Below are 24,807 nucleotides of genomic sequence, written 5' to 3'. Positions count from 1 at the left end.
TTCTGTAGCGCGAGGGTCATAAAGCCGTGCCCGACACGAAATCATCGCGGGAAGGCAAGGATTTGAACGCCGCCAAGCTCCTGCTCGTCGAGGACGATCCAGCCCTCTCCGAGCTGCTCGAATACAGATTCAGCAACGAAGGTTATAACGTCCGCACCACTGCGGACGGCGACGAAGCGCTGGTGATGGCCTCCGAAGACGCGCCCGATCTCGTCATTCTCGACTGGATGATCGAAGGCACGAGCGGGATCGAAGTCTGTCGCCGCCTGCGCCGCGACAAGGCCACCGCGCATGTGCCCATCATCATGCTGACCGCGCGCGAGGCCGAGGACGACCGCGTGCGCGGCCTCGAGACGGGTGCCGACGACTACCTCACGAAACCGTTCAGCCCGCGCGAATTGCTGGCGCGCGTCGCCGCCGTGATGCGTCGCATCCGACCTGCGCTTGCCGGCGAAACGATAGAAGTGGGCGACATCTCGCTCGACCCGGTCGCGCACAAGGTGACGCGCCGCGGCAAGGTCCTCCAGCTCGGCCCGACCGAATACCGCCTGCTCAAGTTCTTCATGGAAAGCCCGGGCCGCGTGTTCAGCCGCGGGCAGCTGCTCGACGGCGTCTGGGGCACCGAAAGCGATATCGAACTGCGCACGGTCGACGTCCACATCCGCCGCCTGCGCAAGGCGATCGAGATCGAAGGCGCGAAGGACCCCGTCCGCACCGTCCGCAGCGCTGGCTACTCGCTCGAGGCCTGACCTAGCGACACACGCTGCGCCACCGCTCGCTCATGTCGAGGTGCAGGTGATCGGCGTGGGCGGCGTTGTAGTCAGGGCTGAGGACGGTGGCGAAGCTGTCGCAGGCACCGTCCCGGACCATGCGCAGGAAGCGGGCCTCGTCATCCTCCCCGTCCCAGTCGCGTAACACGCTGATCCGGGTGCCGTCGAACAAGGTGAAACCGGCGATATCGATGGCATTGGCCGTCGCATGTTCGCTCCACGGGCCCTCGTCCCGACCGTAGAGGCGACGGCAGGAATAAGCGCCGAGGTGCTGGACGCTCGCGATGCGGGTTCCGAAGATTTCCTGCGCTGCGGGTTCGAGGACGTCACGCTCCCACAGATAGGTTGCGACAGCAGCGGGGCAGGTTGTCGCCGGCGTGTCGGGACTGAGCGGGAGGTTCGCAAGGCGCGTCCGGTCGGCCCGCAGGCACGCGCCTTCGCCGACCGGTTCCAGCGCCTCGAACGCAATGCGACTGCGCGCCAGCGTCGCGCGGCACAGCTGCGTATCGCTACGCAGCGCCAGCAGCTTCGCTTCGGTGGCCCAACCGGGCGGATCGCGCAGGTCGAGCGGGGCCCACGGATTGTGCCCGGGGTGCTCCTGCAACCAGCTTCGCCCGGCCAGCAGCAGCCCTGCCAGAACGAGCAGGATCACGATCCGCCGATCCCAGGTGAACCTGCCGATACGCCGCGAAATGCGCGTTCTCATAGCTGCGTGCCGAGCAGGTCCATCAGGATCAGAACCGCGATGGCGAGGAAAAGTATCCCGATGCCCCGGTCGATCCAGCGCCGCGTCGCCGCGCGTTCCATCACGCTCGCGAGCCGTCTGCCGGCGAAGATGTAGGCTGCGCCGACGATGACATCGAGCACCAGCGCCACCAGCGCCAGCACCACGATCTGCCATCCTATCGGGCGCGCCGGATCGACGAAGGGCGGGATCAGCGCGACCATGTAGATCAGCGACTTGGGGTTGCCGATCGCGACGAGAATGCCGTCGCGAAAGGCGTGGCTCGACGGCTCGCGCCCGGGCGAAACCTGCCCCTCGTTGGTATGAAACGAGTGCCGGATCGCCTTGACGCCCATCCACGCGAGATAGGCCACGCCGGCAATCGCCAGTATGCGGAACGCCAATGGATAGGCCTTGGCGAGCGTGCCGAGGCCGAGTGCCGCGAACAGCCACCAGACGAAATAGCCGATCTGCATGCCCAGAAGCGCTGCCCAGCCCGCGCGCGTGCCGCGCCAGATCGCCTGCCCCATCACGAACACCATCGACGGGCCCGGCACCACGCTGGTGGTCGCGGTGACCAGCATGAAGGCGGCGAGTTTCTCCGGGTCGATCATGGCGCGCGCCCTAGCGAGTGGCTCAGTGGAAGTCGCGCGATTTCGGGATGATGCGGACGTCGCGCGGGTGGCCTGCATGCCAGCCACATTCGCGGTTGCCCGGCGGCGGTTCCTGCCAGTCGTCGTCGGACGGCGGGTTCTCCCACCCGGGCTTGCGGTGCGAGGGCAGCGGGCTGTTCACATGGTCCGCCCGCGCGATCGGGGCCTTGAGCAGCTCGTCGGACAGGCGGTGGAGGTCCTGCGTCGCATCGGTCAGGTGCTGCGCGATCACGTGCACGACCTCGTCGTCATACTCCACCCGCCCGCGCACCTCCATCAGCCGCGCGCCCATCACCACCTTGCGCTGGCGCGCCTTGAGATCGGGCCAGACGACGAGGTTCACCACGCCGGTCTCGTCTTCCAGCGTGATGAAGCACACGCCCTTGGCGCTGCCCGGTTGCTGGCGGATCAGCACTACGCCCGCGACCTCGACCAGCGAGCGATGCTTGCGGCTGCGCAGGTCGGCAGCGCGCAGGAAGCCGCGCCGGTCCAGCCCGTCGCGCAGGAAAGCCATCGGATGCGCCTTCAGGCTGAGCCGCATGGTCTGGTAATCCGCCACGACTTCCTCGCTCAGCGGCATCACCGGCAGCCGCGTGCGTGACGTCTCGGCGCCCTCCTCGCGTGCCGTAGCGGCGGCGAACAGCGGCAGGTCGGGCGCGGCGACCAGGCTGCGCGCATCCCACAGGGCCTGACGTCGCGACAGCGCCATCGAGCCGAAACAGTCGGCGCTGGCGAGCCGCTCGACATGCGCCGGACCGATGCGGGCACGATCCCGCAGCGCCGTGACGTCGGCATAATGCCCGCGCTCCTCGCGCTCACCGATCAGCCGTGCCGCCACGGCTTCCGGCAAGCCGTCGACCTGCCGCAGGCCGAGCCGCAAGGCCATCGTGCCGTCATGCGCCTCCAGCGTGCAGTCCCACCCGGACAGATTGACGTCGGCGGGCAGCACCGTGACGTCATGCTCGCGCGCATCGCGCACGATCTGCGCCGGAGCGTAGAACCCCATGGGCTGCGAATTGAGCAGCGCGCAGGCGAAGGCCGCCGGATAGTGGCACTTCATCCAGCTCGACACATAGACGAGATGGGCGAAGCTGGCGGCGTGGCTTTCGGGAAAGCCGTATTCGCCGAAACCCTTGATCTGGTTGAAGCACCGCTCCGCGAATTCGGGATCGTAGCCGCGCGCGATCATCCGGCCGACCATCATGTCCTGATGTTCGTTGACCATGCCCCGGCTGCGGAAGGTGGCCATGGCCTTGCGCAACCGGTTCGCCTCCACCGCCGAGAATTTCGCCGCGTCGAGCGCGATCTTCATCGCCTGCTCCTGAAAGATCGGCACGCCATAGGTGCGCTTCAGGATCGAGGAGAGCTCGTCGGGCGGGCCATGCTCGGGCGACGGCGAAGGCAGGTGGAAGTCGGTCTTGCCCGCGCGCGCCAGGCGGCGCTGCTTGAGATAAGGATGAACCATGTCGCCCTGGATCGGGCCCGGCCGCACGATGGCGACCTGCACCACGAGGTCGTAGAACTCGCGCGGGCGCAGGCGAGGCAGCATGTTCATCTGCGCCCGGCTCTCGACCTGAAACACGCCGAGCGAGTCGCCCTTGCACAGCATGTCGTAGACCGCCGGATCCTCGCGCGGCACGGTGGCGAGCTCGTATCGCTCATCATGATGATCTTGCAGCAGTTTCAGACCCTTGCGGATGCAAGTTAACATCCCGAGCGCGAGTACGTCGACCTTGAGGATGCCGAGATCGTCGATGTCGTCCTTGTCCCACTCGATGAAGCTGCGGTCGGGCATCGCACCATTGCCGATCGGGACCATCTCGGTCAGCGGGCCATCGGTGAGGATGAAGCCGCCGACATGCTGGCTGAGATGGCGCGGCATGCCGATCATCTGCTCGGTCAGCTTGAGCACACGGCGCAAATGCGGATCGCCGAGATCGAGCCCGGTCTCGTTCTCGACATGGGTTTCGTCGATGGTCTGGCCCCACCCGCCCCAGACGGTGCGCGCGAGCACGGCGGTCACATCCTCGGACAGGCCCATCGCCTTGCCGACCTCGCGGATGGCCATGCGCGGGCGATAGTGGATCACCGTGGCGCACAGGCCTGCACGCTGGCGGCCATAATGCCGGTAGATATGCTGGATCACCTCCTCGCGCCGTTCGTGCTCGAAATCGACGTCGATATCGGGCGGCTCGCGGCGCTCCTTAGAAATGAAACGGTCGAACAACAGCTGGTGCTTTGCCGGGTCGACCGAGGTGATGCCGAGGCAATAGCACACGGCCGAATTGGCTGCGGAACCGCGACCCTGGCACAGGATCCCCTCGCCCCGCGCGAAGTCGACGATGTCCTTGATGGTCAGGAAATAGCGCGCCAGGTCGAGTTCGCCGATCAGCCTGAGTTCGCGCTTGAGGGTCTTCTTCACTTTCGGCGGCAAACCCTTGGGAAAGCGATCTTTCTTCGCCCCCTTCCACACCTGCTGCTCGAGATAGCGCTGCGGCGTCAGCCCCTCGGGATAGATCTCGCGCGGGTATTCGTAGCGCAGTTCGTCGAGGCTGAAGCGGCAGGTATCGGCGACCGCGCGCGCGGCGGCAATGGCGTGCGGCCAGCGGGCGAACATACGCGCCATCGCGCCCGGGGATTTGAGATGCCGCTCGGCATTGCCGAACAGGAGATGCCCGGCCCGCGCGACGGTAGTCTTGTGCCGGATCGCGGTCATCACGTCCTGCAGGGGGCGCCTGTCGGGTGTAGCGTAGTGCACGTCGTTTGTAGCGAGGATGCACAGGCCGTGCAGTTCCGCGTGATGATCGAGCGTTTCGATGCGGGCGATATCGTTCGCGGTGTAGAGATAGCTTGCCGCGATGTGGCGCAGGCCCGGCAGCAGTCGCACCAGATGGGGAAGGAGGTCCGCAAGCGACCCTTCGATCTCCATCTGCCCGCTCTCGTCGCCGTCACCGTCCTGGCGGAGCGGCACGACATTGGTCGGCACGGCGATGGCGAAACGCTGGTCGAGATCCGCCGGCGGCACGAGGATCAGCTGCACATCCTCGCCATGCGCGGCCAGCATGGTGAGCGAGATGTGGCACTCGCCCTTGGCCTGCCATGCGCCCTCCAGCGTTGCCGTCCGCCCGGCCGAGATCAGGCGGCACAGTCGGCCATAGGCGGCGCGGTCTTTCGGATAGGCAAGGAAGGCCAGACCCTCGACGGTTTCTATCCTGCAACCGATAACCGGCCGCATTTTCAGCGTTTTTGCCTCACTGTGGATGCGCACCACGCCCGCCATCGTATTGGCGTCGGCGATCCCGATGGCATCGTAGCCGAGTTCGCGCGCGCGCAGGGCGAGGTCGACCGCATCCGATGCCCCGCGCAGGAAGCTGAAGCAGGAAACGATGCCGAGTTCGACGAAGGGTGCGCGCGGCGGCGCGCCTATGCTGTCGGGATCGAGCTCGATCCTGCGCTTGGGTATCTGGTGGTCGTTCTCCGGCACGGGCTCACCCTGCGAGCTCCGCAAGCCGGGCCTTCACCGCGACCAGGTCGGCATCGAACAGTCGCACCTGTTCCTCGCGCGCGGGGCCATCGAGGCGCAGGAGGTAGGAGGGGTGTGCGGTGACCCACAGCTCGCTGCCGTCTTCCAGCGGGATCGGCGCGCCGCGAACCTTCGAGATGCTAACGGTCTTTCCGAGCATGCCGCGCGCCGCGCTGGCGCCCATGGCGAGCACCAGTTTCGGCTGGACGATGGCGCGCTCGCTCTCGATCCACCAGCGGCAGGTGTCGATCTCCTTCGCGCCGGGGTTCTGGTGGAGCCGCCGCTTGCCCCGCTGGACATATTTGAAATGCTTCACCGTATTGGTGACATAGGCAGCGCGCCGGTCGATCCCGACTTTCTCGAGATGGACGTCGAGCAGTTGCCCGGCCGGACCGACGAAAGGCCGGCCCGCAAGGTCTTCCTGGTCGCCCGGCTGCTCGCCCACGATCATCAGCGCGGCATCTTGCGGCCCCTCGCCCATCACCGCATGGTTGTCGAGCTGGCCGATGGGGCACTTGCGGCAGGCGTGGATCGCCTTGTCGATCGCCTCGAGCGTATCGGGTCGCTGCTCGAACTCGCCGGAAAATACCGATTTGCCCTGCTCGACCATCTTCGCCTCGCGGCCCTGCGCACCGGCGATAAGCTCGGGGATGAGCGCGGCTTCGGGCATGTTCTTCCAGTATTTCTTCGGCATCTCCTTCACCATCGCGCCGATCTTCAGCCGCGCGGGGTTGAAGATCGAGGCGTAATAGCTGCGCCACAGGTCCTCCATCGGATCGCCGCCGGGCGCATCGCTGCGCTGCGCAGGCGGACCTTCGGACATGGTCTGCCCGTCCCAGTGGAGCGAGCCGCGCGGCGTCAGGATCGACCAGCGCATATTGGCGAAGCGGCGCATGAAGAAGCCCGCATTGGCGCGCAGGATGTGGTGCTCGGGCTCGAACCAGGCGACGTAATGCTCGCCCGCCTCTTCCTCGTCCCCGCTCTCGATCAGGCGGAAGCGCACGAAGGCGTGCATCTTGTGGCTGTCGCGGCGGACGTTCTTGTCGAGCTCCTCCAGCCTGCGGACGTCGAGATCGGCCTTGTCCTCCATCATCCGCGGATTGGCCTGCAGCCGCCACAGCAGGCGATAGAGCAGCGCGAACCGTGTCGGGTCAGAATGCAGCGCGGCGTTGCGCGCCAGGCTCACGAAACGGCGGTTGGCGCGCACCGGGCGCGCATCGGCGGGCGGCACGGGAACGTTTTCCTCGCCGCTCGCGAACAGATCGACACCGCCCCCCGGCTCGCTCCAGCTCACCCGGTCGGGCGCGATGCCGCACTGAACCAGCACCCGCGCCGTCTCGCGCCAGAAGTCGAAATCGTCCGGCTCGGGCAGCTCCACATGGTAGCGCGCGCCGGGATCGGGGTTCCGCAGCGCGCTCATGCCGTGAACAGCTCCAGTTGCTCGCTTTTGGGGGCGAGCATGCTCCTGAGGTCGGCGCGGTCGGTCAGCATGACGGGGCGCCAGTCCACCGTGCAGATGAAGGGCCGTACCTTGGTGATCGAGAGCGTCAGGCGCGCGACATCGTCGAGCCGCAGGGTCCGGTGACGACGGCTGGCGAGGATCTTGCCCACCGCCTTCACCCCCAGCCCCGGCACGCGCAGCAATTGCTCCTTGGTGGCGCGGTTCACGTCGACCGGGAATTGCTCGCGAAACTTCAGCGCCCAGGCAAGCTTGGGATCGATATCGAGCGGCAGGTTCCCGTCCGCCTCGGTCGCCTGCATCACCTCGGCCGGCTTGTAGCCATAAAACCGCATCAGCCAGTCGGACTGGTAGAGCCGGTGCTCGCGGATCAGCGGCGGGCGCTTCAGCGGCAGCACCGCGCTGGCATCGGGAATCGGCGAGAAGGCGCTGTAATAGACGCGGCGCAGGCCGAAGTTGTCGTAGAGCCTGCTCGCCTTGCCGACGATGTCGCTATCGGTCGCGGCATCGGCGCCGACGATCATTTGTGTCGACTGGCCCGCAGGCGCGAAGCGGGGGGCGTGCTTGAACCTTTTGTGCGCGTCCTTGAGCTCGGTTATGTCGCTCTTCACCCGCGCCATCGCGCCTTCGATCTGGCGCGCGTCCTTGTCGGGCGCGAGGCGGGTCAGGCCGCTGTCGGTCGGCAGTTCGACGTTGATCGAGACCCGATCGGCATAAAGCCCCGCCCGATGGACGATTTCGGCATCGGCCTCGGGAATGGTCTTTAGATGGATATAGCCGCGAAAATCGTGTTCTTCTCGGAGGATACGGGCCACTTCTACCAGCTGCTCCATCGTGTGGTTCGAACTCTTCACGATGCCCGAGGAGAGAAACAGCCCCTCGATGTAATTGCGCCGGTAGAAGGCCAGCGTGAGGTCCACCACCTCTTGCGGCGTGAACCGCGCCCGCACCACGTTCGAGCTCTTGCGGTTCACGCAATAGTGGCAATCGAACACGCAGTGGTTGGTCAGCAGGATCTTGAGGAGCGAGATACAACGCCCGTCGGGCGCATAGGCATGGCAGATGCCCATCCCCTCGGTCGATCCGATGCCCTTGCCGCCCATCGAATTGCGCTTCGCCGTGCCGGAAGACGCGCAGGAGGCATCGTATTTCGCTGCATCGGCGAGAATTTCGAGCTTCTGGAGGATGGTCTGCGAGGCCATTTGTTCTATATATGTTCTTACCGGCGATTCTCCAACAAAAAAGCGCGGGGCAGGCATCCCTAACGCGGTAGTCACTTTAGTGCGAAGGCGTGCGCTAACTACTCCGGTGCGATGACGAAACCTATAGAGGGGGTACCGCGGTGGGGCTGTTCCAGCGAAGACAGGTCGCGCAACAATCCGACAGACGAATAGCCCGCCGCTACGCCGTGGATTGCGCGGCGCGCTTGCAATTGCTGGGCGGCGAGCGCGAAGGACGCTTGCGTGACCTTTCGGTCGATGGCGCCCAGCTTGAAGCTGTCGATCCGCCGATGGAAGGCGTATCCGGCCTTCTCACCTGGGCGGATCAGGAGCATTTCTGCAAGGTCGTGTGGGTCAAGGGGTCCTGCTGCGGCCTGGTGTTCGAGCGCAGCATTCCCCCCTCGATAGTCGAGCGGACGGTCGAGCCGGTCGAGATCGAGAGCGGCCCGGTGGCGAATTTCAGCAATATTCCGCTCGGCCAGAAGCGTTCGCGCAGGGCAGCGTTCCTGTCCGACGTGCCCGAGGACTAGGCGCACAGTCCCTGCAGGAACCAGTCGGGTGCGCCCCCGCGCCCGTCGCCGAGGATGCCCTGGCGGTAGATCCAGTAGCGCCGCCCCTCGCCATCCTCGATCCGGTAATAGTCGCGCAGGCGGGCCGAGCCGCGCTCGCGCCACCATTCGGGCGCGATCCGCTCTGGCCCCTCGACGCGCACCACCTCGTGCACCCCGCCGCGCCAGCGGAAGCGCTGCGGATAGCCGTCGGGCGTTGCGTAGAGCACGGCGATATGTTCCGGCTTGTCGAGCATTTTCAATGGCCTCGCATGGAATTCGAGCAAGCCTTGTGAACTCGGCTCGGGTTCGAGCGGCGGGTGCCAGCGTTGCGCCCGTTCGGGAATATGGCTGGCGAAGGGTACCGGGCGACTGATCGCGCGCGCGCCGAGCCGGGCGGATAGCCGGTCGATACAGGTGGCGAGCGAAGTGCCGGGCCTGTCGGCGCCCGCCTCGATATCGCCCTGTTCCAGCGCCAGCGGCTCGGTCCAGACCGCGCGCAGCCGCAGCATCTCGATCCCGAACCCGGCATCGACATCGTCGAGCCGCGCGGCGAACAGGCGGCAGATATGCGCCGGATCGCGCGAAGGGGCCGCCATTTCGAGATGGCGCACAGCGACCTCGGCATCGACCCGCCAGAGCGCCAGTTCGAGCCTCCGCGCCCCCAGCCCCTTGCTTTCGAGCAGGCGCGCCATGTCCGCGGCAAGATCGCCCACCACCTGGTCGAGCAGCTCGCGATGGCGGATCGGCTCCATCAATCGCCGCTGCGCGAGCGGGGCGATGCGGGCGATCACGGGCAGCATCGGTTCGGGCTTGTGGCCGAGCAGCTGGTCGAGGCGGATGAGCGGGTTCGCCGCGAGCGACTTGCGCGTGCGGAAACGCCGCTGGAGGGCATCGCGCCCGATCTCGGCGACCTGCCCGATCCGCTTGAGGCCCAAGCGACGCAGCACGGTGAGGGTTGCAGGTTCGAGGCGCAGCGCGGCGACCGGCAGGCCGGACAGCGCCCGCCCGATATCGCGCTCCACGATCGCGCGATCCGGCCCGTAATGCGCCAGCGCCCAGGCCGCGCCGGCGGTAGGCGCAATGGCGCTGCGGATGGCGAGCCCGCGCGCGCGGAAGCGGGCGTGGACGTCCTGCAGCAGCGCCTCCTCTCCCCCGAAAAGATGCGCCACCGCGGTAACGTCGACCAGCAGCCCGTCGGGCGCGTCCATCGCCGACCACGGCCCCCAGCGCTGCGCCCATATGGCGAGCGCCTGCAGCAAGGCGCCGTCGCCTGCCGGATCGAAACCTGCGGTCGCGAGCTGCGGACACAGCGTCCGCGCATCGGCGAGCATCATGCCGGCCCGAACGCCCTCCCGGGCCGCATGCCCGTTCACGGCTTCGATGCGCGGGCCATGCGCGGTATCGGCGATCAGCACCAGCGGCCCGGCATCGAGCCCCCTGCCGGCCTCCGGCGCGTCGAGCCGCCAGCGGTCGAGCGCGAGTGCAGGCAGCCAGAGGGAAAGAATGCGGCGCGCGGGACCTTCAGCGCCTTCGCCCCCGCTCATGCGCGGTGCGATAGCCGCCGGCGCTGCAGCCCCACGGTCCAGTTCGTCGCCTGTGCGTCATTGTCGGCCGTCCGCTCGCGCACAGCACGCAGCTTTCCGCCGTCCTCGTGCAGCAACCACTCGCCCGGCGCATGCCCGCGCGCGCGGAACAGTTCGGCGCGCCATATCGGCCGTCCGGGAGCCTGGGCATTGCGTAGCGGCGCAGGCGACGGTGCGCTCGTCACATCCCACCGCATCCGGGCCGAGGACAGGTCGCGCGCCGCATCGAGCCGCAAGAGATAGAGCGGCACGCCGCATTTCTCGCTCGCGAGGCTCAACCTGCGCGAAGCGGTGAAGTCGAGCGCGCGCGGATTACCCGCCACCTCCCCGATCACGAAGGCGAGGTCGCGGCACTGCAATCCTTCCTCCAGCGCAAACAGGGCATCCTCCGCCTTGTCCGCCAGCACATGGACCACCCTGCCCTGCAAATCCTTCGGCAGCCCTGCACGATAGGGTCGCCCCGCAAGCCGCGCGGCATCCTTCGTCTGAACCCACAGCACCGCGCGCCCGTCCTGCGCGCCATCGGCCGGAACATGCCGCCAGTCGTCGAATGCCAGGGCAAGCGCTGCGGCGACTCCTGCAGCCTCGTTCGAGGAGGCGAACACTTCGCTGTGCAGCGTCCTGCCCCGCTCTTTCGCAAGGCCCGGCCGCCAGCGCGCGCTACGCCGTGCGGAGAGCGCCGCAAGATCGGTGAAGGCCGCAGGCGGCAGGGAGGCAAGATCGGGCTGGGACATGGCGGAACGACTCGTTTGTTCCTTTTATGTTCCATATCGGACCGATTCGCAATTCGTCCGTTCCCGCCCCCGTCTCGGCGCGCCCGTGGAACGCCGAGCGCCCGACATGCGTTACCAAGCCAAACACCTTTAAGGAGCTCCCATGAAAAATTCCGCCGGCAACGCAGACGACCTCAAGAAGAAATTCTGGAAGGCCATGGCCGACTCGTCCTTCCTCTTCCTCGAGCTTGATGGCCAGTCGCAGACTTCGGTCCCGATGACCGCGCAACTCGACAAGGATGCCAATAGCGCAATCTGGTTCTTCACCCAGAAGAACAGCAGCTTTGCAAAGCTAGGCAAGGTCAAGGCAAGCTACGCCAGTAAGGATCACGACCTGTTCGCACGCTTCGACGGCACGCTCGCCGTGGAAACAAGCAAGGAGCGCTTCGACCAGTTCTGGAACAACTTCGTCGCGGCCTGGTACGATGGCGGCAAGGACGATCCCGACATCCTGTTCCTGCGCATGGACCTCGACGATGCCGAAATCTGGGGCGGCGACCTTGGCTTGGTGAACACGGCCAAGATGGCGCTGGGCATGACCGTTCACGACGAAGCCGAAGAACGCCATGTGGAGTCGGTCGACCTCTAGGCCGATCCAACAACTATAACACGGTCGCAAGGGCCGCCTCGGCAGAGGCGGCCCTCTTTGCTTCAATCCTTGGGGGGATGAATAGGAACCAGGGTTTCTTCCCCGGCGACCTCGTCGACCACCTCGACCACGCCCCTACCCAGATGGCTGCGGCTCCTGCCGTAGCCGAAGTAGATCACCAGACCGATCATCGACCAGATCGGGAGGACGAGCATCGCATCGAGCGGCAAGTTGAAGAACAGGAACGCGCAGCCCAAGATCGTTGCCGGGCCGACCAACCACAGCATCGGCGTCCGGAAATCGCGTTTCCGATCGGGATCGCGGCGCCGCAGCAACATGACCGCCACGGCCACCATGAGGAAAGCGTAGAGCGTCCCCGCATTCGCGATGTCCGCCAGCTGGCCCACCGGAAGAAACGCTGCGCCGAATGCAACGACCACGCCGGTGATCGCGGTCACGACGTGCGGCGTCTTCCATTTCGGATGCACTTTCGAAAGCACCTCGGGCAGCAGGCCATCGCGGCTCATCACGAAGAAGATGCGCGTCTGCGCGAACAGGAGCACGAGGATCACAGAGGGAAGTGCGAGGAAGGCTGCGATACCCAGCATGTTGCCGATCCCGGAAAACCCGATCTGGCGAAGAACATGCGCCAAGGCCTCATTCGAACAGACCAGCGCGTCCGCATAGGCAGGCAAGGCACACTGCCGCGCCAGTTCCTCCGATCCTGCCGGAAATGGGATGCCGTTAGGCCCCATGATCGGCTGGCCGCCGATCGTACCGATCGCACCGGCCGCCACCAGGATGTAGAACACCGTACAGAAAACCAGTGACCCAACCAGACCGATCGGCACGTTACGCTGCGGATTCTTGGTCTCCTCGGCTGCAGTCGAAACCGCATCGAAACCGACATAGGCGAAGAAGATCGTCGCCGCTGCGCCGACCGCGCCGACGCCCGTCCCGAAGCCCCCGAAGACACCTGCGGGGAGAAACGGATTGAACCGGTCGGGATCGAAATAGGCACTCGTCAGCGTCAGGCCGATGAAAGCGGTCAGCGCCGTCACCTTGATGGCGACGAGGATCGCATTGACTTTGGCGCTCTCGCTCGTCCCGATCATCAGCAGACCCGTGACCAGAAGAGCGATTACGAGGGCCGGCAGATTGATCAGCCCGCCCGGCTCGCCACCCAGCGCCAAAGGCCCGGCCGATAGCCATTGCGGCAGATAGATCCCGAAGAATTCATTCAAAATCGTGCCCGAAAAATATCCCGACCAGCCGACCGATACGGCCGACGCCGCGATCGCGTATTCGAGCACGAGGGCCCAGCCCACGGTCCAGGCGAGCAGTTCGCCCATGGTCGCGTAACTGTATGTATAAGCGGAGCCGGATACGGGGATCATCGCCGCGATCTCGGCATAGCAGAGCGCGGCGACGATACAGACCGCCCCTGCGATGACGAAGGCCAGCATCAGGCCCGGTCCGGCCTTCTGGGCGCCGGCAGCGGTCAGGACGAATATTCCGGTCCCGATTATGCAGCCGATGCCGAACAGCATCAGTTGGAACGCACCGAGCGTACGGTGCAGGGCTTTTTTCTCCGCTGCTGCCAGGATGGCATCGAGCGGCTTCACTCTGTCGAAGATCATCGAGGAAGGACATGCTCCCCAGGCCCGCCACGGGCCATTCCCCGCTCCGCCAGCCGGAACCCGCTAGATACGCGGGCAATTTCGGCTCGCCAAGAGAATTTGCTTCACTCTCCCAGAATGCCGGGGAAAAGGCCGGTGACGAGGATAATCGTCACCGCAAGCGGGCAAAGCCATGCGATGAGGAAGCGCCACACGCCGAACGCGAGCGGCGAAAGCCCGGTCGTCGTTCGCAGCAGGGTGACATCCGCCTTCCAGCCGATGAAAATCGAGGTAAACAGTGCGCCGAGCGGCAGCATCACCTTTCCTGTAAAGCCATCGACAGTGTCCAGAATGTCGGTGTTCTCGAACAGCGGCCAGAAGCCGAGCAGGCGCACGTCGGCCCAGACATTGTAGCCTAGCAGGCAGGCAATCCCGACCACGAACGCGCCGCCGCCGAAGATCAGCGCCGACTTGTGGCGGCTCCACCCCCGCTCGCCAATACCCCATGCGGTCGGCACCTCGAGCAGCGAGATCGAGCTCGTGACCGCGGCGACGAGAATGAGGACGAAGAACAGGAAGCCGAACAATGCGCCTCCGGGCATTGTCTGGAACGCGAAGGGCAGCGTCTGGAAGACCAGCGTCGGCCCGGCAGCCGGGTCGAGCCCGACTGCGAAGACGATCGGGAAGATCATCAGACCAGCCAGCAGCGCAACGCCGGTGTCGGCGATGGCGATCATCGCGGAAGTCGCCCCCAGCCCGCTATTCTCCTTGATGTAGGAGCCATAGGTGATGAGGCCCGCGACACCCAGTGACAGCGAGAACAACGCCTGTCCGAGCGCAGAATTCATCACCTGCGGCGTCAGCTTCGACCAGTCGGGCGTGAACAGGAAGGCGACGGCATCGCCGATATCGCCTTCGATCGCGCCATACAGGACGAGGCCGACCAGCAGCACGAAAAACATCGGCATCAGATAGGTGGCGGCCTTTTCGATACCCGAACTGACGCCGCGCGCGACGATGTAGAGCGTCATGCCCATGAAGGCGAAATGCATCGCCAGCAGCAGCCCGGGGCTGGCGAACATGTCCCCTAGCCGTTGCTGGATCTGCTCCCGGTTCTCTCCGGCAAGAGCGCCACGGAACGGTTCGCCGGCCATGATCGACTGCAACAGGTCCCAGCCCATGACACCCGCGTAATAAAGCACCCAGCCCGCGACCACCGAATAGAAAGAGACGATCAGGAAGGCGGCAAGCGCACCTACACCGCCGAAGATCGACCAGCTCGGCGAGGCATTCGACTGCGCCGCGACCTTGCGGATCGAACCGACCGCATCGGTCTGGCCGACCTTGCCGATGAAGATTTCCGACAGGACCAGCGGCAGGCCGAGCAGGAATACGCAGGCGATGTAGAAGATCACGAAGGCCCCGCCCCCGCTCTCGCCGGCCAGCGTCGGGAAGCGCCAGATATTGCCGAGGCCGACCGCGGCCCCCACCGCTGCAAGAATGAATGCCGTACGCGAAGACCAGCCTTCGCCGGTCGTAGTCGTGGTTGCGACCATGTTTGTCGTTTTCCTCCCTGAGGCGCAGCCTCTCCGCCGCGCGTCACTCATGGAGCGCCCTTAAACACGCAATCGCCTGCGAAGCCAACCTCCGCTTTGCCTTCCTTTCACGGCTTGCTAGGGCAGCAGCATGTCCACGACCTTCCAGCTCGACACATCGACCAGTCGCGCCAATCCGACGCCGCAGCCGATGAAGCGCCTCACCGTGCCCAAGATCCGCGCGCACAAGCAGGACGGCAAGGTCGACGAACCCCTGGTCATGCTGACCGCCTACACTGCGCGGCAGGCCCAGCTGCTCGACGCGCATTGCGACCTGTTGCTGGTCGGGGATTCGCTCGGGCAGGTGATTTACGGGCTGCCTTCCACCATTCCGGTGACGCTGGACATGATGGCGAACCATGCGGCCGCGGTCGTGCGTGGGAGCTATCATGCTGTGGTCGTCGTCGACATGCCCTTCGGTTCCTATGAAGCGTCCAAGGAGCAGGCGTTCGAAAGCGCGGCCTACCTGCTCAAGCAATCGGGCGCGGCGGCGGTGAAACTCGAAGGCGGCGCACAGATGGCCGAGACTGTCGCCTTCCTCAACCAGCGCGGGATACCGGTCATGGGCCATGTTGGCCTCACCCCCCAGGCAGTCAATGTTCTCGGCGGCTACATGGCCCGCGGACGCAGCGATGCCGAAGCAGAGAAGATCGTGAGTGACGCGAAGGCGCTCGACGATGCCGGTGCATTTGCCATCGTGATCGAAGGCGTCGTCGAACCCATCGCGATCGAAGCGACCAAGGCGGTTTCCTGTCCGACGATCGGCATCGGCGCCTCCGCGCACTGCGATGGGCAGGTGCTAGTGACCGAAGACATGCTCGGCATGTTCGAGCGAGTGCCGCGTTTCGTGAAGAAATACGAATCGATCGCCGACGTGATCGAGAAGACCGTCGCTCAATATGCCGAGGAAGTGCGCGACCGCAGCTTTCCCGGTCCGGATCAGACCTACCAGCCCAAGAGCTGAACTAGAGACACAACCCACATGGCTACACTTTGGCGATTCTACGGCTTTTCGCTCGTCTTCACGCTGTTCTGCCTTGGCCTCGCCACCTGGTATGGCTGGTCGAGCACGGGCTCCGTTACAGGCACGCTGTCCCTCTTGTGGATCGTGGTGGTGCTGTCTGTGCTCGAGATTTCACTCAGCTTCGACAATGCCGTGGTCAACGCTTCGGTACTCAAAGAGATGGACGAGGTCTGGCAGCGCCGCTTCCTGACCTGGGGTATCGCCTTCGCGGTTTTCGGTATGCGCGTCGTGTTCCCACTGGCCATCGTCGCTATTGCGGCAGGGCTGGGACCGATCGAAACAATCAATCTGTCGCTCAATCGTCCAGACGAATACGAGCGCATCGTGTCCTCCGCCCATGTCGGCATCGCGGGCTTCGGCGGGGCTTTCCTCGCGATGGTCGGCCTGAAGTTCTTTTTCGACCTCGACAAGGATGTGCACTGGATCGGTGTGGTCGAGCGCAACCTGGCCAAATTCGCCGCCCTTCCCGCTGCCGAGATCGCGCTGTTGCTGCTGGCGATGTGGGGCATTTCCCTCATGCTCGAACCGGACGAAGCGCTGACCTTCCTCGTCGCCGGCATCCTCGGCCTCGTCACCTTTATCGCAGTCGAGGGGATCAACACGATCCTCGAGATGAAGGAAGAGGCGCACAAGTTGCAGGGCGCGGTCGTGCGCAGTGGCCTTGGCGGGTTCTTGTACCTGAACGTGCTCGATGCTAGCTTCAGTTTTGATGGCGTGATCGGCGCCTTCGCACTGTCGAACAACATGATCGTGATCGCACTCGGCCTCTCGATCGGCGCGATGTTCGTGCGCTCGATGACCATCCACCTCGTGCGCAAGGGCACGCTCGCCGCCTACCGCTTCCTCGAGCACGGGGCGTTCTGGGCGATCATCGTCCTTGGGGCCATCATGCTGCTGTCGGCCAGGTTCCACATCCCGGAAACCGTCACCGGGCTGATCGGCGCGATCCTGATCGGGCTCAGCTTCTGGTGGTCGGTCCGTTTCAATCGCCGCCATCCGGGTGAGATCGAAGAGCTAGGCGGCTAGCGATCGGGGCCGCGACCACCAGCTGGAACAGGTGATAGAGCAGCAACGGGACCACGATAAAGCCGGCCGCTTCCGGGGCGAACAGGATGGTCGCGAGAGGAACGCCGACGGCAGCACTCTTTTGGGCGCCGGCGAACAAGAACGCGATCCGGTCACGGTGCGGTAGACCCAGCGCCCCTCCGCATAGCCAGGCGCCCAGATTTCCGAAGAGCAAAAAAGCCGCGATCAGGACGCTCAATGCGGCCCATGCGGGCAAGTCCACACGGACGAAGATACCTTCTTCCACGGCTGCAGAGAAAGCGACGTAGATTGCGAGGGCGATAACGAAGCGGTCCACCCATGCGATCTTTGGCTTGTGGGCGGCGATGAAGGCGGTCGTGCGATCCTGCACAAGCTGGCCGATGGCGAACGGCAGGATCAGGATGAACGCAATCCGCTGCGCTGTCTCGAACCCGACCGCACCTTCGCCAGTGCCACCGAGCGTGAGGAATACCGGAACGGTCAGGAACACACCGAGGATGTTGAGGATCGCCGCACCGATGACCGACAGGGCAACGTTCCCGTGGGCAAGCGAGGTGTATGACGTCGCCGACTGCACCGTCGATGGCAACGCGCCTAGATAAAGGAACCCCACCGCTACCAGCGGAGGCAGGAAACCCTGCCCAAGCATCGACAGGCCGAGGCCAGCCAATGCCATCGCCCCGAACACCCACAGGACAAGTGGCGCCAGGAATCGCAGGTTGCGCAGACCTGCCGCAATTTCGCTGCGGGCGATGCGCATGCCATTGAGGAGGAAGAGGACGAAAACGGCTGCGTTGGCGAGCGCGTTCGCCGCGGGTCGGCCCGCCTCTCCGACCGGCAAGAGGATAGCCAGCAAGATTGCGCCTGCGAGCATGCGGAGCATCGGATCGGCAAGAACGGAGCGGAGCGCCATCATGCGCCCCTGCCCGCCGCCCTCGTCTTTGTCGAGACGCTAGCGCCTCATCAATGAAGCCAGCTTCTGGAGTAGTTCGGACCGGGCGGCTTGTTCCCGTGCCGGCAGCACGGCCACCAGCGTGCCGATGACCGGCGGATTGAGGGGTTGCAACTCATGCGCGGCCAGCGCGTAAGCGAGTGCCGCCGACGGGTCATCCAGCTGGGCTGCCGCCACTCCCCTAGCAGCAACGACCCACGGCACCCTCGCCTGTCCCAGCGCCATCGCATGATCCAGCAACAGGGCCGCCCGCTCCCACTCCCCTTGCGAGGCATAGGCATCGGCCAGGATCGCAGCCGCTTCGCCATTCGCCGGGTTGTCGCGCACGTATTGCTCGATCAGCTTGCGGACTGCCGCCGGGTCGGGCTGGCTGCCTGCGAGCCGCACGGTAAGCGCCCACGGCCTGCGAACCTTGGCCGCCTGAAGATAGGCCTGCAGCGCCGCGCTCTTGTTGCCCAGCGCAATCTCCGCGTCCCCGAGCATGCCATAGGCGTCCGCCGAGCCGGGATAGCGCCGGACGAAATCGCGGGCGCTGAGCACTGCCGCGCCGGCACGCCGCTGCGTCAGTGCAGAGCGGACGAAATCGCGCATTTCCGGTCCTGTGGCGCTCTCCCCGTCTGTCGCCCCTTCCGGCGCGTCAGAAGGGAGGACGGCGAGGCCATTCTCACCAAGCGCGGCAAGATCGAGAAAATAGCCTGCAGCCTTGCGATCGCCGAGCGCCTCGAGCGCACGCCCGACCAAGACCCGCAAATATGTCGATCCGGCCGGGCTGGCCGCGCGACCGGCGAAGCGATGGACGAGTTCACGCTCGCTGCCGCTCATCATCAACGCCCGGGCGAAAAGGTCGACCACGCGCCCATTATCGGGCTGCTGCCGATAGAGCCGATCGAGCATCTGCGCCGCGCTGGCGAAATTCTCGGATTCGAGATCGATGATGCCGGATAGCATCATGGCCGACGGCATGCCCGCCTTGTCGAGACCGGAGCGCTGGAGAAGCTCACGGGCGAGCAGGAAATTCCCGCCCCGGGCCGCGATCACAGCCTGGACGTAAAGCCCTTTAGGCGTGGTAGCCGCCCAGCCATCCCCCTCTCGCAACACTACAAGCGCCTCTCGCGCCTGCCCTGCATCCCCTAGGGTTGCAGCGTATTCGACCCGCAGGTCGAGATCGGCGGGGTTCGCTTCCAGCGCCCTTGCGAACCAGCCAGCACCAGGGACCATCCCCTCGGCATCGCGGGCCAGCTGGCCGCGAAAGCGCAGCGCCGAGGCGCTGCCGGGATCGAGCTGGACAGCCCTTTCCGCCGCTTCGAGTGCCTGGATCTGCTCGCCGCCGCTATAACGAAGCCTCCCGATATCGACCCATAACTCCGCGTTGTCGGGATCGGCGGCGTAGGACTTGTCGTAGGCCTGCCCCGCGGCAGGAAGGTCACCCTGCGCAATGCGCAACCGACCGAGCATGCGGAAACCGAGCGCCCTGGTCTCGTCGGAGAACCGCTCGCCGGTAAGCCAGCGTGCGGCTTCATCGAGATTTCCGACCGCCAGAGCGGCTTCGCCAAGGTATGCGGCGACGTCCGCCTCGGAGACGCCCTCGCTCAGGGCGCGCTCGAGAATGATCCGCGCATCTTCCGGATCGCCCGACGCAATCGCGGCCCGCGCCCGCTCGACCGGTGTCTGCTGCGCGCCATCGCGATCGCAGCCGGCCAGCGAGACCAACGCCAGCGCTGCGATCAGACCGCCAAGGAGGCGATCACGCGTGGAGGTCATACTGCTTGAGGAGGTCGTAAAGCGTCGGGCGGCTGATGCCGAGCAGCTTGGCCGTGTTGGAGATGTTGCCCTCGCTGCGCGCAAGCGCCTGCCGGATCATGCGCCGGTCCGCCTGCTCGCGCGCCGTCTTGAGATTGAGCGCGAGATCCGATCCGTCATCGTCGCCCGATGCAAGATCGAGGTCGTCCGCCGTGATAAGCTTGCCGTCGGCCATGATGACAGCGCGCTTCACGCGGTTTTCAAGTTCGCGCACATTGCCCGGCCAGCCCCATCCGTCGATAGCGGCAAGGGCATCGGGTGCAAAGCCTTTCACCTGCGGATTCATTTCCTGCGCGAATTTCCCGAGGAACGTCTTTGCTAGCAGCACCGCATCGCCGGGACGTTCTGCGAGCGTGGGCACCTTCACCACGATTTCGGCGAGGCGATAGAACAGATCCTCGCGGAAAGTCCCCTCGCCGATCATCGCCTCGAGATCCTGATGGGTTGCACAGACAATCCGCGTGTCGACGGCAATCGGCTTGCGGCCACCGATCCGCTCGATGGTCCGCTCCTGCAGGAAGCGAAGCAATTTCACCTGCAGGGGCAGCGGGATATCGCCGACCTCGTCGAGGAACAGCGTCCCGCCATCGGCGAGCTCGATCTTGCCCTCATTGGTCTTCACCGCGCCGGTGAACGCGCCCTTCTCGTGACCGAAAAGTTCGCTTTCGAGCAGGTTTTCGGGGATCGCCGCACAGTTGATCGCGATGAAAGCGCCCTTCCGGCGGTCGCTCGCCTCGTGCAGGCCCTTGGCCAGCAGTTCCTTACCCGTCCCGCTGGCGCCCAGGAGCATGACCGAGACATTGGTCGGGGCGACCCGTTCGATCGTGCGCGCGACTTTCGCCATCTCCGGCGCGGCCGTCACCATCGATCCAAGCACCGTCTTGTCCTCGCCCACCTTTTCGGCGAGACGGCGGTTCTCTTCCTCGATCCGGTGTAGACTCAGGGCGCGCTCGACGATCAGCCCCAGCGTATCGATATCGACGGGCTTCTGGTAGAAGTCGTAGGCGCCGCGTTCGATCGCCTGTAGCGCGCTCTCACGCGCGCCATGCCCCGATGCCACGATGACCTTGGTATCGGGCTTCATCGCCATGATCGCGTCGAGCACGGCAAAACCTTCCGTCGTCCCATCGGGATCGGGCGGCAGTCCGAGATCGAGCGTCACCACGGTCGGCTCCTCCGCGCGCAAGGCAGCAAGTGCAGCCTCGCGCGTGCCGGCGATGACCACGTCGAAGTCCTCGTAGGCCCATTTGAGCTGTGCCTGCAGCCCCTCGTCATCTTCGACGATCAGCAGCTTGGGTTTCTCGCTGGCCATCATGCGTCCTCGTACTCGGTCATGTCGGGCTGCCGCCCGATCAACTGCCTGGTTGCCTGAAGCGGCAAGGTAATCGTGAAACGCGAACCGACGCTCTCGCGCGATTCCACGTCGAGCCGCCCGCCCATGCCGCGCACCATTTCGCGAGCCTCGAAAGCGCCGATGCCAAACCCACCCTCCTTGGAAGAGACGAAGGGCTTGAACAGGCCATTGCGCAGGAATTGCGGGGTCATGCCCTTGCCGCTGTCGACCACTTGGAGCTTGCCGCTGATCCCGTCAGTATAGCATTCGAGCACGACCGTGCTGTTGCCCGCGCTCGCATCGACCGCGTTCTGGACGAGATGGACGAGCGCCTGTTCCAGCGCCTCTTCGTCGCCGACCACCAACGCCGGTTCCGAGCGCAGCAAGGCGACAGGATGATTGCGCCCGAAACGCTCCGCCACGGAACGCGCGGTGGCGGCCAGGTCGAACGGCTGCCCCGCCGACTTCTCGCGCGTCCCATACCGGCCCAGTCGCGCGAGCAGCATGTTGAGCTTGTCGGCGCTGTTGCGCAGGGTCAGAAGCATGTCCTTGCGGAATTCCGGATTGTCGACGTGCTTCTCGGCGTTGCGGAGCAGCAGCGACATCTGGCTCGACAGGTTCTTGATGTCGTGCATGACGAACGCCATGCGGCGATTGAATTCGTCGAACCTGCCCGCCTCGAGCAAAGCCGCCTGACCCGCCTGTTCGGCAAGATAACTTGCTAGCTGCCGGCTCACCACGGTGAGGAGGTCAAAGTCCTCCCAATCGAGCTTGCGCGCGATCAGCGGCCGGGCAAGGATGGCGAGGCCGATGAGCCGGTCGAAATGCAGCAGCGGTACGGCCGCCCAGGCGGTACGGTCATCGCGGAGCCAGTCCGGGATGAGGCCGATCTCGCCATAGTGGTCGATGCCGGCCCGAACCTCGTCGAAATCGACGATCAATTCCTCGCGTTCGAGCACTGCGGCAAGCGCCGCGGGCAGCGTGGGCGCATGCAGATCGTCTTCACGCCAACGCCAGTCCGCCACTACCTCCAGCGTGCCCTCCTCGTTGGCGAGGAACAGGATCCCAGACGGGCTGTCGGTGATGTCGGCCAGCGCCTTGATCGCCCGTTCAGGCAGGCTCGTCTCGTCGAACCCGGTGCTGCCGATGGTCTGGGTGAAGCGGATCCACTCATTGCGGTAATCGTATCGGTGCTTGAAGAGGTGCTTGATCGCAGTGACACGGAGCCAGCCCCGTAGCTGAGCGGAAGGGAGCCAGATCAGCGCCAAGACGCCCGCAGCTATGACAAGGCCAACCTGTGCGAGACGCGCAAGGTCGCCGGTGAGCATGTCGAGCCAGCGCGCGAGACCCAGCATCAGCGCCAGATACCCGCCGATCACCAGCAGCGACAGGAAGCGGAAGGTCACCGCGCGCGATGGGCGGAATTCCAGCCCAGCTGCCCCGCGAGCAAAGCCCATTGCGAATGGAACCGCAACGATCGCGGCAGCCAGGCCACGCAGCGCGGTCAACTCGCTCGGAACCGCACCGATTATGTATGTCACCGTGTAGTAGTTCAGGTCGAATGCATAGAGGCCCGCGAGCGCAGCCGCGTTCCAGCGCAACAAGTGACGCGAAGCATCGGCTGCACCGACATAGAGATTATGCACGAGCACCAGTGCGCCGACCGCTACCATGACGCGGAACATGGTCGCCGTTTCGAAGGTGAGCGTCGCGATCTCTGGCGTGACCGCATAGCGCTTGGCGACCAGCAGAAGCACGAGGTGGAGGGCTTCGACGAAGCACAGGGCAACGACAGCCGGGCGGACTATGCGCAGCGTCTCGTCGCGCCCGTCATTGGCGAAATGGCGGAACAGGACGAACAACCAGGCGAAATTGCGCGCGATCTCGGTGAGCTCGACGATGAGCCGGTCCGGCTCGAAACTGGCCGCCGCGAAGCACCAGTTCGCGGTCAGCGCGAGCGCGGCGATCGCCGGTATGCGGTCGGTGCGCGTGTCGTCGCCCCTGGTCGCGACCCAGACGGCACAGATCGCGCAGACGATCGCACCGAAAGTGTAAGCGAAATAGGCGAGCGTTCCGGTCCAGCCCATCAGCGCGCCCCGTCCGGCCAGAGGATCACCCGCGCCGTCTGCAACAGGATCAGCAGATCGAGGAAGGGTGTGTAATTCTTGGCATAATAGAGATCATATTCGAGCTTGTGCCGCGCGTCCTCGATGCTCGCACCGTAAGGATAATTGATTTGCGCCCAGCCTGTGATGCCCGGCTTAACTTCGTGCCGTTCGGCGTAGTAAGGCAGCTCACGCTCGAGTTCATCGACGAAGGCAGGCACTTCGGGTCGCGGGCCGACAAAGCTCATGTTGCCCTTGAGGACAGCCCAGAGCTGCGGGAGTTCGTCAACGCGGATCTTGCGGATGATCCTGCCGACGCGGGTGATGCGAGGGTCGTTTTCCTCCGCCCACTTGGCGCCATGCGCCTCGGCATCCGTCCGCATCGAGCGCAGCTTCACGATCTCGAACGTCTGCCCGTAGAGCCCGACCCGTTGCTGGCGAAAGAACATCGGGCCCGAGCTGTCGATTTTCACGGCCAGGCCGAACACGATGATCAGCGGCAAGCCGATCACAAGGATCAGCAGGCTGACGACGATGTCGAATACGCGCTTGCCTGCTGCGGAAATGCGCCGCCCTGCGGAAAAGCCATCTGAGAAGATCAGCCAGCTTGGGTTGAGGGTATCGAGATCGACCCTTCCGGTTTCCCGCTCGAGGAAGCTCGAGAAATCGTTGACATGGACGCCCTTGGTCTTGACCCGCAGCAGGTCCTTGAGCGGCAACGCGTTGCGACGCTCCTGAAGCGCAAGCACAACCTCCCCTATACCCCTTTGCTCGACAAAGTGACCGAGATCGCCAACCGAAGCACGCGGGATTGCCTCCGCGACGACCGGCGAGCAATCGCCCAGGTCGATAAAGCTTCGAACTGCAAAACCGCTGCCTTCCTGCATGGATAGCCGCTTCAGTCGCGCCGCGCGCTCGCCCGCGCCGAGGACGAGGATGTTGCGCTTGAACGCCTCGAGACCGAGGGTGCGGCTTGCCAGGAGCCGGTTTCCGATCAGGACCAGCATCGCCATGACCATGGCGTAGAGCAGGACCGATCGCCAGAAAGCAGCGCCCGGAAGGAAGAAGTTGACGAGCGAAATACCGAGTACGCCAAGGCTGACCGCGACGAGCAGGCGGGCGGTCCCGAAGCGGATCGAGCGCAGCGCTTCCGGTCCGTAGGCACCGACCGAAATCATGGCCAGCCAGACGATGATTGCAAATCCGCTCAGTTCGGGGAGACGGTCGACCAAGGGCCCGTTGCTCGACCCGATCTGTCCGACGCGCAGCCGCCAGGCCGCTTCGCCCGCAAGGAACAGCAGCGCCAGGTCTATTAGGCTGAGAAGCACTACATTGTAAGGAAAGTAGTGCTTGAAAACGCGGATCATCCGGTCGCTCTCGCGGAATGGCTGGTGTCGGAATTCTTGACTACCAGAAAGGGATGAACCGTCGGTAAACTTTACACAAGTCGTTTGCAGGCGCGCATCGGGCGACGGTCACGTAGACCG

19 protein-coding genes are annotated in these 24,807 nt (G+C 65.0%); 5 read left to right on the top strand and 14 right to left on the bottom strand.

The genetic code is table 11. From position 1 onward, the window contains the following. Window positions 1-62: 62 nt before the first annotated feature. Window positions 63-749 carry a phosphate regulon transcriptional regulator PhoB gene (gene phoB / locus K3172_RS08795; protein ID WP_221589159.1) on the top strand — a complete coding sequence of 229 codons (687 nt, stop codon included), beginning with the start codon at window positions 63-65 and terminating at the stop codon, window positions 747-749. 1 nt (window position 750) lies between these two features. Here phoB and K3172_RS08790 read toward each other — a convergent pair whose 3' ends face one another. From K3172_RS08790 to K3172_RS08770, 5 genes are read right to left on the bottom strand one after another with little or no spacing between them, the layout of a single operon-like run. Then, a complete protein-coding gene (locus tag K3172_RS08790) occupies window positions 751-1,476 on the bottom strand; it encodes an extensin-like domain-containing protein (protein ID WP_221588857.1) in 726 nt (241 codons plus the stop codon). Continuing rightward, window positions 1,473-2,108: a LysE family translocator gene (locus tag K3172_RS08785; protein ID WP_221588856.1), complete on the bottom strand. Its 636-nt coding sequence runs from the start codon at window positions 2,106-2,108 to the stop codon at window positions 1,473-1,475. The genes K3172_RS08790 and K3172_RS08785 overlap by 4 nt, the downstream gene beginning before the upstream one ends. A gap of 22 nt (window positions 2,109-2,130) precedes the next feature. Continuing rightward, complete coding sequence (locus K3172_RS08780; RefSeq protein ID WP_221588854.1) at window positions 2,131-5,631, bottom strand: error-prone DNA polymerase; 3,501 nt, start codon at window positions 5,629-5,631, stop codon at window positions 2,131-2,133. A 4-nt stretch (window positions 5,632-5,635) separates the two neighbouring features. Beyond that, on the bottom strand, window positions 5,636-7,090 hold the full coding sequence (locus tag K3172_RS08775; RefSeq protein WP_221588851.1) for a UdgX family uracil-DNA binding protein: 1,455 nt from the start codon (window positions 7,088-7,090) through the stop codon (window positions 5,636-5,638). After that, the gene (locus K3172_RS08770; protein ID WP_221588849.1) at window positions 7,087-8,331 is read right to left on the bottom strand and encodes a putative DNA modification/repair radical SAM protein; all 1,245 of its coding nucleotides are present in this window, start codon (window positions 8,329-8,331) and stop codon (window positions 7,087-7,089) included. The genes K3172_RS08775 and K3172_RS08770 overlap by 4 nt, the downstream gene beginning before the upstream one ends. Window positions 8,332-8,471: 140 nt before the next feature. Here K3172_RS08770 and K3172_RS08765 point away from each other — a divergent pair, with 140 nt between their 5' ends. Then, window positions 8,472-8,879: a PilZ domain-containing protein gene (locus K3172_RS08765; RefSeq protein ID WP_345725624.1), complete on the top strand. Its 408-nt coding sequence runs from the start codon at window positions 8,472-8,474 to the stop codon at window positions 8,877-8,879. Here K3172_RS08765 and K3172_RS08760 read toward each other — a convergent pair. After that, on the bottom strand, window positions 8,876-10,444 hold the full coding sequence (locus tag K3172_RS08760; protein WP_221588846.1) for a Y-family DNA polymerase: 1,569 nt from the start codon (window positions 10,442-10,444) through the stop codon (window positions 8,876-8,878). The genes K3172_RS08765 and K3172_RS08760 overlap by 4 nt on opposite strands. After that, window positions 10,441-11,217, bottom strand: a complete 777-nt coding sequence (locus K3172_RS08755) for a hypothetical protein (protein ID WP_221588844.1) — start codon at window positions 11,215-11,217, stop codon at window positions 10,441-10,443. Before K3172_RS08755 ends, K3172_RS08760 begins: the two co-directional genes overlap by 4 nt. A 142-nt stretch (window positions 11,218-11,359) precedes the next feature. Here K3172_RS08755 and K3172_RS08750 point away from each other — a divergent pair, with 142 nt between their 5' ends. Beyond that, the gene (locus K3172_RS08750) at window positions 11,360-11,845 is read left to right on the top strand and encodes a pyridoxamine 5'-phosphate oxidase family protein (protein WP_221588842.1); all 486 of its coding nucleotides are present in this window, start codon (window positions 11,360-11,362) and stop codon (window positions 11,843-11,845) included. A gap of 62 nt (window positions 11,846-11,907) precedes the next feature. Here the strand turns inward: K3172_RS08750 and K3172_RS08745 are convergent, their stop codons facing one another. Both K3172_RS08745 and K3172_RS08740 read right to left on the bottom strand, forming a co-directional pair. Further along, on the bottom strand, window positions 11,908-13,485 hold the full coding sequence (locus K3172_RS08745) for an amino acid permease (RefSeq protein ID WP_221588839.1): 1,578 nt from the start codon (window positions 13,483-13,485) through the stop codon (window positions 11,908-11,910). Between the two features lie 104 nt (window positions 13,486-13,589). Next, on the bottom strand, window positions 13,590-15,020 hold the full coding sequence (locus tag K3172_RS08740) for a sodium-dependent transporter (protein WP_221588837.1): 1,431 nt from the start codon (window positions 15,018-15,020) through the stop codon (window positions 13,590-13,592). 130 nt (window positions 15,021-15,150) lie between these two features. Here K3172_RS08740 and panB point away from each other — a divergent pair, with 130 nt between their 5' ends. Beyond that, entirely contained in the window at window positions 15,151-16,023 is an 873-nt protein-coding gene (gene panB / locus K3172_RS08735; RefSeq protein WP_221588835.1) for a 3-methyl-2-oxobutanoate hydroxymethyltransferase, read from the top strand. 18 nt (window positions 16,024-16,041) lie between these two features. Next, window positions 16,042-17,109, top strand: a complete 1,068-nt coding sequence (locus tag K3172_RS08730; RefSeq protein WP_221588833.1) for a DUF475 domain-containing protein — start codon at window positions 16,042-16,044, stop codon at window positions 17,107-17,109. Here the strand turns inward: K3172_RS08730 and K3172_RS08725 are convergent. From K3172_RS08725 to K3172_RS08705, 5 genes are all read right to left on the bottom strand, one after another. Further along, window positions 17,066-17,986 carry a bile acid:sodium symporter family protein gene (locus K3172_RS08725; RefSeq protein WP_247717974.1) on the bottom strand — a complete coding sequence of 307 codons (921 nt, stop codon included), beginning with the start codon at window positions 17,984-17,986 and terminating at the stop codon, window positions 17,066-17,068. The two genes, K3172_RS08730 and K3172_RS08725, sit on opposite strands and share 44 nt — an antisense overlap. Window positions 17,987-18,082: 96 nt before the next feature. Beyond that, window positions 18,083-19,843, bottom strand: coding sequence for a tetratricopeptide repeat protein (locus K3172_RS08720; RefSeq protein ID WP_221588831.1), 1,761 nt, complete (start codon window positions 19,841-19,843; stop codon window positions 18,083-18,085). After that, window positions 19,827-21,194: a PEP-CTERM-box response regulator transcription factor gene (gene prsR, locus K3172_RS08715; protein WP_221589156.1), complete on the bottom strand. Its 1,368-nt coding sequence runs from the start codon at window positions 21,192-21,194 to the stop codon at window positions 19,827-19,829. The genes K3172_RS08720 and prsR overlap by 17 nt, the downstream gene beginning before the upstream one ends. After that, the gene (gene prsK / locus K3172_RS08710; protein WP_221588829.1) at window positions 21,194-23,302 is read right to left on the bottom strand and encodes an XrtA/PEP-CTERM system histidine kinase PrsK; all 2,109 of its coding nucleotides are present in this window, start codon (window positions 23,300-23,302) and stop codon (window positions 21,194-21,196) included. Before prsK ends, prsR begins: the two co-directional genes overlap by 1 nt. Further along, entirely contained in the window at window positions 23,302-24,687 is a 1,386-nt protein-coding gene (locus K3172_RS08705) for a TIGR03013 family XrtA/PEP-CTERM system glycosyltransferase (RefSeq protein WP_221588827.1), read from the bottom strand. The genes prsK and K3172_RS08705 overlap by 1 nt, the downstream gene beginning before the upstream one ends. Window positions 24,688-24,807: the final 120 nt, after the last annotated feature.

It is taken from the genome of Qipengyuania proteolytica (assembly GCF_019711565.1).
In the GTDB taxonomy this organism is placed as follows: Bacteria; Pseudomonadota; Alphaproteobacteria; order Sphingomonadales; family Sphingomonadaceae; genus Qipengyuania; species Qipengyuania proteolytica.
This window is presented reverse-complemented; position numbering and strand designations above follow the sequence as displayed.